10 protein-coding genes are annotated in these 14,211 nt (G+C 74.9%); 5 read left to right on the top strand and 5 right to left on the bottom strand.

Going from position 1 to position 14,211, the window contains the following annotated elements:
• From ACH4UK_RS05395 to ACH4UK_RS05380, 4 genes are all read right to left on the bottom strand, one after another.
• Positions 1–1,902, bottom strand: a complete 1,902-nt coding sequence (locus tag ACH4UK_RS05395) for a BTAD domain-containing putative transcriptional regulator (protein ID WP_398354639.1) — start codon at positions 1,900–1,902, stop codon at positions 1–3.
• A gap of 200 nt (positions 1,903–2,102) precedes the next feature.
• Positions 2,103–5,024, bottom strand: coding sequence for an AAA family ATPase (locus ACH4UK_RS05390; RefSeq protein WP_398354638.1), 2,922 nt, complete (start codon positions 5,022–5,024; stop codon positions 2,103–2,105).
• A gap of 79 nt (positions 5,025–5,103) precedes the next feature.
• Complete coding sequence (locus ACH4UK_RS05385) at positions 5,104–5,301, bottom strand: hypothetical protein (RefSeq protein ID WP_398354637.1); 198 nt, start codon at positions 5,299–5,301, stop codon at positions 5,104–5,106.
• A 96-nt stretch (positions 5,302–5,397) separates the two neighbouring features.
• Entirely contained in the window at positions 5,398–8,544 is a 3,147-nt protein-coding gene (locus ACH4UK_RS05380) for a type 2 lanthipeptide synthetase LanM family protein (protein ID WP_398354636.1), read from the bottom strand.
• Between the two features lie 243 nt (positions 8,545–8,787).
• Between ACH4UK_RS05380 and ACH4UK_RS05375 the strand changes: the two genes are divergently transcribed.
• Complete coding sequence (locus ACH4UK_RS05375; RefSeq protein ID WP_398354635.1) at positions 8,788–9,408, top strand: DUF6232 family protein; 621 nt, start codon at positions 8,788–8,790, stop codon at positions 9,406–9,408.
• The gene (locus ACH4UK_RS05370; RefSeq protein WP_398354634.1) at positions 9,405–9,749 is read left to right on the top strand and encodes a hypothetical protein; all 345 of its coding nucleotides are present in this window, start codon (positions 9,405–9,407) and stop codon (positions 9,747–9,749) included. Before ACH4UK_RS05375 ends, ACH4UK_RS05370 begins: the two co-directional genes overlap by 4 nt.
• Before the next feature lie 21 nt (positions 9,750–9,770).
• On the opposite strand, the gene ACH4UK_RS05365 is transcribed toward ACH4UK_RS05370, so the two are convergent.
• On the bottom strand, positions 9,771–10,892 hold the full coding sequence (locus ACH4UK_RS05365; RefSeq protein ID WP_398354633.1) for a LacI family DNA-binding transcriptional regulator: 1,122 nt from the start codon (positions 10,890–10,892) through the stop codon (positions 9,771–9,773).
• 109 nt (positions 10,893–11,001) lie between these two features.
• Here ACH4UK_RS05365 and ACH4UK_RS05360 point away from each other — a divergent pair, with 109 nt between their 5' ends.
• The 3 genes from ACH4UK_RS05360 to ACH4UK_RS05350 are packed head-to-tail and all read left to right on the top strand — an operon-like array spanning position 11,002 to position 14,134.
• Entirely contained in the window at positions 11,002–12,153 is a 1,152-nt protein-coding gene (locus tag ACH4UK_RS05360; protein ID WP_398354632.1) for a Gfo/Idh/MocA family protein, read from the top strand.
• A complete protein-coding gene (locus tag ACH4UK_RS05355) occupies positions 12,150–13,304 on the top strand; it encodes a dihydrodipicolinate synthase family protein (RefSeq protein ID WP_398354631.1) in 1,155 nt (384 codons plus the stop codon). The genes ACH4UK_RS05360 and ACH4UK_RS05355 overlap by 4 nt, the downstream gene beginning before the upstream one ends.
• Entirely contained in the window at positions 13,301–14,134 is an 834-nt protein-coding gene (locus ACH4UK_RS05350) for a sugar phosphate isomerase/epimerase family protein (protein ID WP_398354630.1), read from the top strand. The genes ACH4UK_RS05355 and ACH4UK_RS05350 overlap by 4 nt, the downstream gene beginning before the upstream one ends.
• The last annotated feature ends 77 nt before the right edge of the window (positions 14,135–14,211 follow it).

The following is a 14,211-nucleotide window of genomic DNA, read 5'->3' as shown; positions in this document are numbered from 1 at the left end:
TCACGGCCGTGCGGGTGCCGCCGCGACCGGTACGCCGATGCCGACCGGTACGCCGCTGTGCGCGGGCGTCTCCCGCTCGCGGGCGTACAGGCCGAGCAGCCGCGGCACCTCGTACAGCGCGGCGTGCGCGGTGACCTCACCCGCCGGGGAGGTCACCGCACCGGCGTCGATCAGCGACTCGACGGCCCGGATCGCCGCCCGCTCCCCGCAGCCCAGCGCCGCCGTGGCCCGGTCCAGGGTGAAGCCCCCGTCCTCGGCGAGCCCGGCCAGCCGCCCCAGGACCCCCTGGTCGCCGTCGGTCAGATCCCGCCAGCCGGACGCGATCCGCTGCCGTACGGAGATGTCCCCGGCGACCAGCTCGTCCAGCGCGGCCGACGGGTCGTCGAGCCGGGCCGCGTACTCCGCCAGCGGGAGATGCCGCAGGACCGCCAGCCGCATCCCGCTCACCTCCACCGCGAGCGGCAGCGTCCCGCAGGCCCGGACGATCCGCAACGCCGCCCCCGGGTCGGTCCGCAGCCGCCCGGCCCCGATCAGCTTCCCCAGCAGCTCCAGGGCCTCGCCGTCCGCCAGCGCGGGCAGCGCGATCCGGTGCACCGGGGCGAGCCCGGCCAACTGCCCCCGGGCGGTGATCAGTACGGAGCACTTCCCCGACCGGGGCAGCAGGCCCCGGACGGACGCCTCGTCCGGTACGTCGTCCAGGACGACCAGGGCCCGGTGCCGGGCCTGCCACTCCTGCCAGGCGTCCGCGAGGGCGGCCGTCGCCGCGTGATCGTCCGGCTGCCCGCCCTCCGGACGGGCGGCGTTCCCCGCCGCCACCCCGCACAACCGCCCCAGCTCCGCCAGGACCTCCGCCCGGCCGCGCGCCGTACCGTCCTCCCGGCGCACCCGGACATGGACGCGGCCGTCCGGGAACCGGTCGGCGAGCAGATGCGCCGCCCGGACCGCCAGCGCCGACTTCCCCGCCCCGGCCGGACCCGAGACGACCACCACGCGCTCGTCGCCGCCGCCCAGCACATCGAGCAGATCACGCAGTTCGTCGCGGCGGCCGGTGAAGGCCCCGGTACAGGCGGGCAGCGCCACCGCGCTCACCGCCTCCCGGGCGGCGGCGGGCCGCCGCGCCTCGCGCCCCCGGCCGAGCATCGAGCGGTACAGCGCCACCATCGCCGGGCTCGGCTCCAGGCCCAGCTCCCGCGCCATCAGCTGCCGGTAGTCGTCGTACACCGCCAGCGCCTCGGCCTGCCGGCCCGACTGGTGCAGGGAGTTCATCCAGGCGGCCCGGAGCCGCTCTCGCAGGGGATGGCGCTCCACCAGATCCCGCAGCCCGTCCACCGCGACGGCCCCCCGGCCCAGCTCGATCTCGGTCTCCGCCCAGTCCTCGTACACCGTCAGACAGCGGGCCTCCAGCCGGTCCGCCTCCTCGGCGACCCCGGCGGAGTCCCGCAGATCGTTCAGCGGCGGTCCCTCCCACAGGTCCAGGGCCTCCCGCAACAGCCGGGCGGCGGACCGCGGATCGCCCCTTCCGGCCTCCGCGCGCCCCGCACGGGCCAGCGCCCCGAAGCGCAGGGTGTCCAGCTCGCCCTCGGCGATCCGCAGGAGATAGCCCCCGCAGCCGTGCACCACCCGGTCCCCGTCCCCGGCCGGTCCCAGGAGGGCGCGGGTGGCACTGACGTAGACCTGGAGGTTCTTCCGGGCGGTCCGGGGCGGATCGTCCGGCCACACCGCGTCGGTCAGCACATCGACCGGGACCGGGGTGTTGGGACGGGAGAGCAGGGTGGCGAGGACCAGGCGCTGCTTGCGCGGGCCGAGCGGCAGCGCACGGCCGTCCAGCCGGGCCGTGAGCGGGCCGAGCAGGGAGAAGTACACCGCACCTGCGGAACCGGCACGGGCGGGAGGTCGGGTCATCAGCGGGCCTCCGGGAACGGGGACGGGCGGCGGATTGGGCCGTACGCACGCCCCGATCCTGCTGGGGCGCCGACCCCCGCACATCGGGGCCCCGCCCGCATTTTCCGCCCCGGCACCCGACCGAAACCGCCCCACGCCCCCATGTTGCCCGCACCGGCCCCCATGGAGGGGCCGCCACCGCCCGGTGCGGGCCGGAGGCCTCAGGCCGGTTCGACAGCGCACTCGGTGGCGAACTCGCACAGCGCCGCCCGGTCCGCGCGCCCGGTCTTGCTCAGCAGACTGGCCATGTGCTTCTCCACCGTGCGCGGCGAGATGGACAGCCGCCGGGCGATCTGCTGGTTCCCGGGCCGCTCGGGCAGCAGGACGAACACCTCGTACTCGCGCGGGGTCACCCCGCTGGTCCGCAGCGGCGAGGGAATCCGGTCCCAGCCGCCCCGGTGCTGGCCCACGCTCGCCCCGGCCTGCCGCAGCGCCGCCCGGCACGCGGAGGCGACCGGCTGCACCCCCGCCCCGTAGAAGAACTCCTCGGCGCTCCGCAGCCACGCCACCGGCTCGCCCCACCCGTCCGCGCGGGCCGCGTCCGCGACCAGCCGCAGGCCCAGATGGCGGGCGACCGGGAAGGGCGCGGAGCGCCCGTCGAAGGACGCCATCAGCCGGGCGGCCCCGGCCTGGTCCCCGGCCCGGCCCAGCAGCACCGCGTCGGCCAGCTCCAGGAACTGCCGGTTCCAGGCGAGACAGCCCCCGGGAGCCGCCCGCGCCTCCTCCAGCTCCGCCCGGTCCGCCTCACCCGCCAGGACCCGCAGCAGCGGGCGCAGCCCGTACCGCCCGCTCAGGTAGTAGTAGCTCGGGTGGTCCAACTCCCAGGCCAGCGCCTCGTCCAGCCCCGCCGTAGCCCGCTCCCGGTCCTCCTCGAGAAGAGCCCCGAACGCCCGGCACAGCCCCGACCGGAGCGGCACCAGCAGCGACTGCTCGCCACCGGCCCGCCGGAACGCGGCCAGCGCCCGGTCCATGTCCCGCCGCCGCCCCCGGTGTGCGGCCATCGTCGCCCCGGTCAGCAGCAGATAGCGGTGGGCGGACCGGTCGCCGACCCGGGCGCTGGCCTCCGCCGAGCGGTCGATGATCTCCTGCGCCTCCTCCCACCGGGCGCACATCACCGCGTTCATCGCGAGCAGCCCGTCGACCGTACGGGTCAGCAGCAGCGCGCCCAGTTCGGTGGCCGCCGCCCGCGCGGAGAGCAGCCGGGAGGCGTCCCCGGTCCGCATGAAGGCGTTCGCCCCCAGCCGCACCAGCGCCTCCACCCGCCAGACCGGCAGGGCGTGTTCGGTGGAGATCGACAGCATCCGCTCCAGCGCGGCGTCCGCGGCGTCGAAGCCCTCCTCGCGCCGCAGCAGCGCCAGCAACTGCCAGGCCTGGCACGCCACCACGGGCAGCCCCTCGGCCTCGGCGGTCTCCGCGGCCTCCCGCACGGCCCGCTCGGCCTGCGCCGGGTCCCGGGGCTGCTGTCCGTGCCCGGGAAGCAGCGCCAGATACCCGTCGACCACCACCAGCGCGGCCCGGCGGCCCGGCGGCGGCGACGCGCCGAGCAGGGCGCGGGCCGCCTCGACCTGGAGCGCCGCGTCGGCGGTGCGCTCCGCCATGACCGCCGCCCAGGCGAGTTCGACATGGATCTGGCCGCGCCGGGCGGCGGCCTCGGAACGCGCCGGGACCGGCGGCAGCGCGTCCGCCAGCGCCAGCGCGCCGTCCAGATCGCCGCCCTCGGCACGGGCGACCGCCAACGACTCGGCGACGGCGGCCCGGTCGCTCTCGGCGGCCAGCGGGTGCGCCCGCTCCAGCAGCACCACGGCAGAGCCGTGCGCTCCCGAAGCGAGCATCCGTCTTCCCGCCTCCGCGAACTGCAGGGCCGCCCCCGCCCGGTTGCCCGCGGCCAGTTGCAGCGAGGCCACGAGCTGCCGCCCGTCCTCGTCCAGCGGCTGTCCGGAGTGCTCGATGGCCGCGGTGGCGCGGCGGGCCAGCGAGGCGCGCTCGGCCGGCGCCAGCGAGGAGATCAGGGCCTCGGCGGTGAGCGAGTGCCGGAAGGTGTAGCGGTCGGGGGCCGCGCCGTCCGGGGCGATGACGCCGGCCTCCACCGCGGACCGCAGGTGCGTGAACAGGGCCCGGTCCTCGAATCCGGTGACGGTCTGGAGCACGGTCACCGAGAACTGGCTGCCCAGGGTGGCCGACGCCAGTAAGAGGTCCCGGACCGGCTCGTCCAGGCGCTCCAGCCTGCGGGCCCAGCTGCGGACGATGTCCGAGGGCACCGCGGCGTCCGGCTGCTCAGCCGCCTCCCACCCGTCGTCCGTCCGCCGGAGCCGGCCGGTGTCCAGCAGATCGGCCAGCAGCACCTCCAGCAGGTACGGGTTGCCCGCCGCGCGTTCGGCCAGCCGCCGGTGCACCGCCTCGGGCACCTCCTCGGGCCGCGCCTCCAGACACGCGCCCGTCAGCGCCCGCACCTGGGCGTCGCGGAGCGGGCCCATCTCCCGCACCGTCGCGGTGTGGCGGCGCTCGGCGGAGCGTACGAGGTCCAGGGCAGCGCCCGGTTCCGGGCGCAGGGTGCCCAGGAACAGGATGGGCAGATCCGCCAGGTTGTCGATGACGTACTCGACGACCGCGACGGTCTCCGTGTCGCAGTCGTGCAGATCCTCCAGCAGGATCGTGCAGCCCGCCTCCCGGCCCAGCACGGACAGCAGCCGCAGCAGCGCCTCGGCCAGCTCCACGACCGTCTCCGGGTAGCCGGGCGACCCGTCCCTGCGCCACTCCGGGACCAGCCGGGCCAGCGCCGGATGGTAGGGCGCGAGCTCCGGGTCGGTCGGGGTGCCCGCCGCCCGGAACCGGGAGGACAGTGCCTCCGCGAGCGGACGGAAGGGGACGACGAGGCCGGTCGAGGTGGCCCGGCCGCGCAGCACCGGCATGCCGAGCCCGTAGGCCCGGTAGGCGCATTCGCCCACCAGCCGGGACTTGCCGATCCCGGCCTCCCCGAGGAGGAACAGCGCGCGCCCCGAACGCCGTCGTACGGCGTCCAGGGCGCTGCTCAGCAGTCCGATCTCCTCGTCCCGCCCGACGATGACCGGCGAAGTGGCTCGCATGGCCGCAGGTTACTGGAGCAGCAACCTCCACGGCAGCGGACCAATTCCGGTTATTCGGCTCTGAGTTGGCTTGATCTGGTCACCACGGGGCGGTCATGGTGGTCCAGGGCAGGTCGTGGCTGTAGCCGCTCTCGCCCTCCGAGGCGCTGAGAAGTCTGCTGCGCGCACCGAGGCCTCCTGTGGACCCCAAGGAGATCCGCCCGGCCGGGTGCTCGGACGCGCCCTCGTGCGCGATGTCGCCGGACGCCTGAAGGGCCGATTCGCCGAACTGCTTCATCTCTGCCTCATCCTCTGGTGGTGGGGTGATCATCAGGAACGGTCGTTGGTCGTCAGGAACGGTGGCTGCTCGTCAGGACCGGTCGTCGGTCATCGGTCATCGGTCTTCGGTGGTCAGGAACGATGGTCGGCCGTCGGGAACGGAAGGGCGGCCGTCGGGAACGGAGGGGCGGCGCGCCCGGGAGGGGCGCAGGAGCAGGGCGGAGCCGATCCGGTCGGGGAACCCCGCCCGCAGCAGCCCGTGTCCGATCCCCGAGAGCCCGGTGAGCAGCCCCGGATGCGGTACCCGGCCGGGTGTCCCGCACTGCGGTCCCGCCCGGTCCGCGGCGGCCAGCAGCGTCCCGGCCCGGCGCACCCACGCCGGCCGTGCGGCGGGCAGGGCGCTGTGGCCGAGAAGTTCGAGCAGCCCCGACTCCCCGTGGCACAGACTGTCGTCGGCGAGCGGACCGAGGTCCGCCAGCTCGCGGGCGCGGGCCGCCAGCCAGCCGGCCAGCTCCGGGTCCGCCAGTGCGTCGTCGCTGTCCGCGATCGCCAGCGCGATGCCGGCCACCCCCTCGCACCAGGCGGGCCCGGCGGTCGCTCCGGCGGTCGCCCGGCGCAGGGCCTCCAGTCCCGAGATCCGGTGGCGGGCGTCGCCCCCGGCCCCGGCGAAGCGCAGCAGCGCCCAGCCGATCCCCGCCGCCCCGTCGGCGAAACCCCCGGCGTCCGGGAGCGGGGCGGCGGCGATCCGCTCGGCGCAGCGTTCGGCGCCCCGCCAGGCCTCCGGGCGGCCGGTGGCACCGTGCACCGCGAGCAGCGAGACCAGCCCGCCCGCCGCCCCGCCGCGCACCCCGTACCCGGCCTCGGCCGCGCTCGCCGCGCAGCTCAGCCGGACGGCCGGACCGGCCAGGTCCAGCACCTCCCGGTCGCCCAGCAGCGTGCCCACCTCGGTCAGCGCGTACGCGATGCCGCCGAGGCCCGCGAAGGCGCCGGAGCCCAGCGGGCCGAGCTCGTCGCCCCGCCCGTGCAGCGCGTCCAGCAGCCCCGGGACCGGGGCGAGCGCCTCGCGGGCCGCCTCCGCGTACCGGGAGGCGCCGGTGAGCGCGGCCAGCTGGGCCAGGAAGAGCGCGGGGCCGGTGTAGCCGCCCGCGAGGTCCGCCGCCATCGGCGTGAGCCGCCAGTAGCGCTCGCCGAGCAGCTCGAGGCCGATCCAGTTGGTGCGGCTCTCGTGCCGGTAGGCGAGGGAGACGAGCTGGTCGCCCACCGACCGTGCGGCGGAGAGCAGTTGCTCGGGCTCCGGTGCGGTCGCCGCGCTCCGGGCCCGGCCGCCCGGGGCCGCCCGGTGCGGCGGCTGCGGGGAGGTGCTCACCATGGCGGCCCGGATGATCCGTTCCTGGTCCTGCCGGTCCACGGTGTCCATCGCGCGCACCTTCGCCTCGACGCGCGCCAGTCCGGTGGGGCCGGCGGCTTCGGGCGAGGACCGGTCGTGGGCCGGCCCCGCAACCGTACGGCCGGTGCCGCTCCACAACTCCGTGCCGCCCGGCCGGGTGCAGAACACCGGCACGTCGCCGCACCACAGCTCCGCGATCTCCTCGTCCTCCAGGCCGGGCAGCGCGGGCACGCCCAGGACCGGGGTGCGCAGCAGCGACAGCACCTGGTGCCGCTCGGCGGCGTCCCGCATCAGGTCGGGGTGGGTCGACTCGTCCAGCAGCGTGGTGTACGTCCAGGTCGGCCGGGGCACGACACGCACCTCGTCCCGTGCGAAGAGCCGCAACAGCCCATCGGGGCCCAGGAGTTCGTCCCGGTGCTCGTGGATCGCGGTGTACCCGGCGCGGAAGCCGCCGCACAGGGCCTCGGTGTACGCGGAGGGGTCGGCCGCCACGCCGCCCAGCCGGGGCCGGTTGGCGGACTCGGTGAACCGGCCCGCCCGCCGCACCAGCCGCATGCCGTCGGTTCCGGCCTCCGCCCAGTCGGCGGTCTCGATCGGCGACGACGCGGCCCCGCCCCCGCCGATGGCGGACATGTCGAGCGCGGTGGTGTCCCCGACGAGCAACTGGGGCAGCAGGCCCACCCGGTGGACCGAGTCGTGCAGGGCTCGGGCCGCCGGGTCGGCGGAACGGGCGGGCCCCAGCGGCGGATGGAACAGGGTCTCCACATCGACCAGGACCGGGTGCGGGCCGCAGGCGATCAGGTTCTCGTGGTGCAGATCCGTACCGTCCAGCGTGTGCAGCAGGGCCAACAGCGCACCCTGACGCCGGTAGAACTGCCGGGTCTCCGCCACCGAGGCGCAGGGCCGCTCCTCGACGAACTCGGCCCAGCCGTACTCCCCCCGGTCCAGGACGCGCAGCACCCGCATCTCCGGGGCGCCGGGCAGCGAACCGAACCAGTCGGCCAGGGCGTTGAAGTGCCGGTGCGCCGCGAGCGGGCGCGGCTTGTAGACCAGTCGGGCGCCGTCGGCGAACCGCAGCAGCATCACCGAGCGGCCCCCGCGGTGGCTGTCGCCCGCGCCGGCCTCGACGCCGGTGAGCGCCCCGGGCTCCGCGCTCCCGCCGAGCACCCCCGCCGGGGCCAGCAGATGCCGGTCGGCGGCGAGCCGCGCGGCCATCTCGGCGAACGCGTCCCCCGCGTTCAGGCAGGCCGTCGCGAGGAGGCGGGCCAGCACGGGGTAGGAGGTGACGAGCCGGGCGAGGCCGTCGCGGCGGGCGGTCAGCCGCACGAAGTCCCGGAAGCGCTCCTTGGCCTCGTCGCCGTTCAACCGGCCCCAGCGCCGCGCCTCGTGCAGTTCCGTCACGAGGGTGCGCGCCGCGATCCGGCACAGCCGACGGGTCAGCTGCCGCCGGAAGTCCGCCAGGACGGGGGAGAAGCCGTCCGGGACCGGTCCGCCCGGCGCAGGGCTGCCGGCCACCGGCCCGGCTGCCGTGAGCGCGTCGTGGAGCCGCCTCGCCGCCGCCTCGACGAACGGTGCGACGACCGGCCCGAAGCCGCTGACCCCGGGGTACTCCCGGTCGGCGACCACCACGTCGCACGGCGCCGATGCGACGGCCTCCCGGGCGAAGGACGCCCAGCCGGGTTCGCCGGTGGACCCGCCCCCGACGACACCGGGAAGCCACCACGGCTCTCCGGCCGCACCCGCGAACGGGGCGGGGGCGGAGTACGTGGGCGGGGCGGGGGAGGAGTACGCGGGCGGGGTGGCGCCGGACTCGACGGAGACAGCGGGGGCGGGGCCATGGCTCGTGTCTCTGTCGATCAGATCCTTCTCCGTCACCGCTCCGCACCTCCCCGGTTCCGGTCGGCCCCGGTCGGGCCGCCCGCGTCCATCGTGGTGGGGGAGCGGGTGCGGGCGCATGGGGGAGTCGCCCCCATCTTTCGCCCCCCGGCCCGCAGACGTCGACCACGGGCGTCGGCGGACTCGAGGATTGGCTGTTTCTCATCTGCCGTGCGAAGCAAGGCTGTTGCTTAATAAAGCTCTCGCGCGTGCGGGGTGAGTGACGAGTGCACGGGGGAGCACATGGACACCACGGGAAGCTTCGGGCCGCCGTCGACACCGACACCACCCTCCGGACCGCCGTCCTCGCCACCGCCGGATCCTCCCGCCGGGCCTCCCTCGCAGCCGCCGCCGTTCCCGCCGCTCCAGGGAGGCATCCTGGAGATCTCGGTCAGGCGCCGGATGCTCTGGGTGGGCTCGGCGGCCTTCCCGCTGCACAACCTGACCCGGGTCGAGGCCTTCACGCTCAAGCCCGACCGGGCCGCGGCCTTCGCCCGCTTCCTGAAGTGGCTGGCGCTCGCGGTCGTCGTCTTCGTGGCGGTCAACCTGATGGGCGGCGGCGACGCGAGCGCCGGCGAGAGCGGCGGGCCGCTGCTGCTCGGCGCCGTGATCGGTCTGGTCGCCTATCTCCTCAAGGAGCTGTTCGAACCGGCGAAGCCGGTCCTGGCCGTGGAGACGGCCGGCGGCTCTTGGGCGGTCACGACCCTGCCGAGCGTGGACGAGCTGCGGGTGATCGCCGGGCGCATCGTCCACGCGATCGACCACCCGGAGGCCGAGTTCACGGCGCACGTGCATCAGTTGAACAACTACAACGGCCCCGTCTTCAACCAGCACGGCGGCCAGAACACGGGGATCAAGCTGTGACCGAACCGACCCATCACACGACCTACAACGGCCCTGTCTTCAACCAGCACGGCGGCCACAACGTCGGCATCAACCACGGCTACATCGGCGTCCCTCAGGATCCCGAACTCCGCGCAGCGGTGGCTGAGTTGGCCGCCCAGCTCCAGGAGCTGCGGGCCCGGCTCACCCCGGACCAGGACCGCGCCGTCGAAGAGACCCTGCCGGTGCTCGCCCTGGGCCGCGAGGCCATGACCGAGCGCCGGGTCACCCTGGAGCGGCTCGACCGGATCGTGGCCACCGTCGGCCCGGTGGCCCAGCCCGTCGCGGACGCGCTCGGGCGGCTGCTCGGACTGCTGGGCTGAGGGCGGGACGGCCGGGCCGGATCACGTCCGGGGCGCGCCCGTTGACCCCCGGATCATCAGCTCGGCGGCGATGGTCGCGATGCCGCCGGGCGGCGGGTTCTCCTTGCCCATCGCGAGCCGCCCCGCGCGGGCGCCCGCCTCGAAGAGCGGCAGCCGTACCGTGGTGAGGGCCGGCACCGCGTCCACCGAGAACGGCAGGTCGTCGAAGCCCGCGACCGAGATGTCCTGGGGGATGCGCAGCCCCTGGTCCCGCACGGCCGCGCACGCGCCCAGCGCCACGGTGTCGTTGGCGGCCACGATCGCCGTCACGTCCGGTGCCCTGCGCAGGAGTTCGAGGGTGGCCTCGTAGCCGGAGCGCCGGTCGTAGGGCCCGTGCACGGTGAGCCGGTCCTGGTCACCGGACCCCGGCTCCCCGGCACCGGGCCCCTGCTCCCCGCCCGTGGCCGCCGGAGCGGCGTCCAGCCCGGCGGCGCGCAGCGCCTCCCGGTGTCCCTCGAGGCGGTGCCGGGTGGTGGTGCGCTCCGGGGGCCCGGCGACGTAACCGATCCTGCGGTGGCCCAGGGAGATCAGGTGCTCGGTGAGCCGGCGGCCGCCGCCCCGGTTGTCGAACGCGAGCGCGGCGACGAGCCCGTCCCCCTCGGGCAGTGGGGGCCGCCCGCAGAAGACGATCCGGGTGCCCGCGTCCGCGAGCTTCGCCAGCTTCGCGGACATCGCGGCCTGGTGCGCCGGGTCCTCGACCGCGCCGCCGGTGAGGACGACGGCGGCGGCGCGCTGGCGCTGGAGGAGCGTGAGATAGGTGAGCTCCCGCTCCGGGGAGCCGCCGGTGTTGCAGATGACGGCCAGCTTCTCGCCGCCCGCCCGCCCGGAACCGTCCCCGGGGCCGCCGATCTGCGTCTGCGCCGCCCCCGCCATGATCCCGAAGAACGGGTCGGCGATGTCGTTGACCAGGATGCCGACCAGGTCCGAGGTGGCCGCCGCGAGCGAGCTGGCGGGCCCGTTGAGCACATAGTCCAGGTCGTCCACCGCGCGCAGGACCCGTTCACGGGTCGATGCCGCCACCGGGTAGTTGCCGTTCAGCACGCGGGAGACGGTGGCCGGGGACACCCGGGCGCGGGCCGCCACATCCGCCAGGGTGACTGTCATCGCTGTCCTCCGTGAGGTCACGTGCGGCCCCCTCTTGTCCGGCCGCTGTCGGCAGGCTAGCGTCATCTCCGGTAGAAAGCGCTTGCTACGGCTGTATGGAGGGACCTTCGTGACACGCAGGACAGTGCGCATCGCCATGAACGGCGTCACGGGACGCATGGGACACCGGCAGCACCTGGTGCGCTCGATCCTCGCGATCCGCGAGCAGGGGGGCCTGGATCTCGGCGACGGCGAGGTGTTGTGGCCCGAGCCCGTGCTCGTCGGCCGCCGCGCCCCGGCCCTGGAGGAACTCGCCGAGCGCCACGGTCTGACCGAGTGGTCGACCGATCTGGACGCGGTGCTCGCGGACGACACGATCGACATCTATTTCGACGCCCAGGTCACCTCGGCCCGGGTGGAGGCGATCAAGAAGGCCATCGCGGCGGGGAAGCACGTCTACACCGAGAAGCCGACCGCCACGGACGTCGAGGGGGCCCTCGACCTGGCCCGGCTCGCCCGGGACGCGGGCATCAAGCACGGCGTCGTCCAGGACAAGATCTTCCTGCCGGGGCTGCGCAAGCTGAAGCGCCTGATCGACGGCGGTTTCTTCGGCGAGATCCTTTCCGTGCGCGGGGAGTTCGGCTACTGGGTCTTCGAGGGCGACTGGCAGGAGGCCCAGCGCCCCTCGTGGAACTACCGCGCCGAGGACGGTGGCGGCATCGTCGTCGACATGTTCCCGCACTGGGAGTACGTGCTCCACGAGCTGTTCGGCCCGGTCACCTCCGTGACGGCGCACGTCCAGACGCATGTGCCGCAGCGCTGGGACGAGCAGGGCAAGCCGTACGAGGCGACCGCCGACGACGCCGCGTACGGGATCTTCCAGCTGGCGGGCGGGGCGGTCGCGCAGATCAACTCCTCCTGGACGGTGCGGGTCAACCGCGACGAACTGGTCGAGTTCCAGGTCGACGGCACGCACGGCTCCGCCGTCGCGGGCCTGCGCAACTGCCGGGTCCAGCACCGCTCGTCGACCCCCAAGCCGGTCTGGAACCCGGACCTCCCGGTCACCGAGTCGTTCCGCGACCAGTGGCAGGAGATCCCGGACAACCAGGAGTTCGACAACGGCTTCAAGGCCCAGTGGGAGCTGTTCCTGCGCCATGTGGCCCTGGGCGAGCCGTACACCTGGGACCTGCTGGCCGGTGCGCGGGGCGTCCAACTGGCCGAGCTGGGCCTGAAGTCGTCCGCCGAGGGCCGCCGCTTCGAGGTGCCGGAGCTGACGCTGTGACGCTCGCCGTCCCCCTGCCCCAGGGTCCCTACACCCCGCGCGCCACCCCGCTGGACCTCGCTCCGGGAGCGGCGCCCCCCACCTCCCGTACGGTCTTCTCGGCGGCCCATGTGGTCGCGGACCCGTACGCGGACATCGGCCCGGACGACCCGGCGGCCGTGGACTGGGACTCCACGCTCGCCTTCCGCCGCCACCTCTGGGCGCACGGCCTGGGCGTCGCGGAGGCCATGGACACCGCACAGCGCGGGATGGGCCTGGACTGGGGCGGGGCGGCCGAGCTGATCCGCCGCTCGGCGGCGGAGGCGAAGGCGGTGGGCGGCAGGATCGCGTGCGGCGTCGGCACCGACCAGCTGCCGGACAGCGGTACGCCCACCCTGGCCGAGGTCGGGGCGGCGTACGAGGAACAGCTGGCGCTGGCCGAGGAGAACGGCGTACAGCCGATCCTCATGGCTTCCCGCGCGCTGGCCCGCGCGGCGCAGGGCCCGGAGGACTACCTCGCCACCTACGCCCACCTCCTGCGCCAGGCGTCCGAACCGGTGATCCTGCACTGGCTGGGCCCGATGTTCGACCCGGCCCTGGAGGGCTACTGGGGTAGCACCGACCTCGACGCCGCGACGGACACCTTCCTCAAGGTCATCGCCGAGCACCCGGACAAGGTCGACGGCATCAAGATCTCGCTCCTGGACGCGGCCCGCGAGATCGACGTCCGCCGCCGCCTGCCGAGCGGGGTGCGCTGCTACACCGGCGACGACTTCAACTACCCGGAGCTGATCGAGGGCGACGAACGGGGCTTCAGCCACGCGCTGTTGGGCATCTTCGACCCGCTGGGCCCGCTGGCGGCGCACGCGGTACGGGTGCTGGACACGGGGGACGCCCAGGCCTTCCGCGCCCTCCTCGACCCCACGGTCGAACTCTCCCGCCACCTCTTCCGGCCCCCGACCCGCTTCTACAAGACGGGTGTGGTGTTCCTGGCCTGGCTGGCCGGCCACCAGGACCACTTCACGATGGTGGGCGGACTCCAGTCGGCCCGCTCGCTGCCGCACCTGGCGAAGGCGTACGCACTGGCCGACGGTCTGGGCCTGTTCCCCGACCCGAACCTCGCCGAACACCGCATGCGCTCACTGCTCGCGGTCCATGGAGGCACCCGATGAGCGATCCGCTGGCCCGCCTGAGCATCAATCAGGAGACGCTCAAGCAGTGGTCGTTGCCCGAGCTGACCGAGGGCTGCGTCAAGGCGGGCATCGGCAGGGTCGGCCTGTGGCGGGCCCCGGTGCAGGCGTACGGCGTCGAACGCACGGCACGGCTGCTGTCCGACGCCGGGCTCACCGTCACCAGCCTGTGCCGGGGCGGCTTCTTCACCGCCCTCGACCCCGCCGAACGCGCCCGCTCCCTGGACGACAACCGGGCGGCGATCGACGAGGCGGCGGCCCTGTCCACCGACACCCTGGTCCTGGTCTCCGGCGGCCTCCCGCCCGGCAGCCGGGACCTGTACGGGGCCCGCGAGCGGGTGGGCGAGGCGCTGGCGGAACTGGCCCCGTACGCGGCGGAGCGCAACGTACGCCTGGCGATCGAACCGCTGCACCCGATGTTCGCGTCCGACCGCTGCGTGGTCTCCACCCTCGCCCAGGCCCTGGACCTCGCGGAGCGCTTCCCGGCCGAGCAGGTCGGGGTGGTCGTCGACACCTACCACCTGTGGTGGGACGACCAAGCGCCCGCCCAGATCGCCCGTGCGGGCGCCGGGGGCCGTATCCACTCCTTCCAGCTGGCCGACTGGATCACCCCGCTCCCGGCGGGCGTCCTGCTGGGCCGGGGCCAACTGGGCGACGGAAGCGTGGACTTCCGCGAGTTCCGCCGGCACGTGGAATCCGCCGGGTTCGACGGCCCGATCGAGGTGGAGATCTTCAACGAGGCGCTGTGGGCCCGCGACGGGGCGGAAGCCCTGGCCGAAGTGGCGGACCGCTATGTGCGACATGCCTGCTGAGAGCCCTGCGCCAGGCCAAAAGTAAAGAGATCGTCAAGGCCTGCAACCTTTGCGTACCCTCCCGTGTCACACAGGGC

It is taken from the genome of Streptomyces sp. NPDC020884 (assembly GCF_044333935.1).
Lineage (GTDB): Bacteria > Actinomycetota > Actinomycetes > Streptomycetales > Streptomycetaceae > Streptomyces.
Note: the sequence above shows the minus strand (reverse complement) of the source record. Positions and strands in the feature narration are given on the sequence as shown.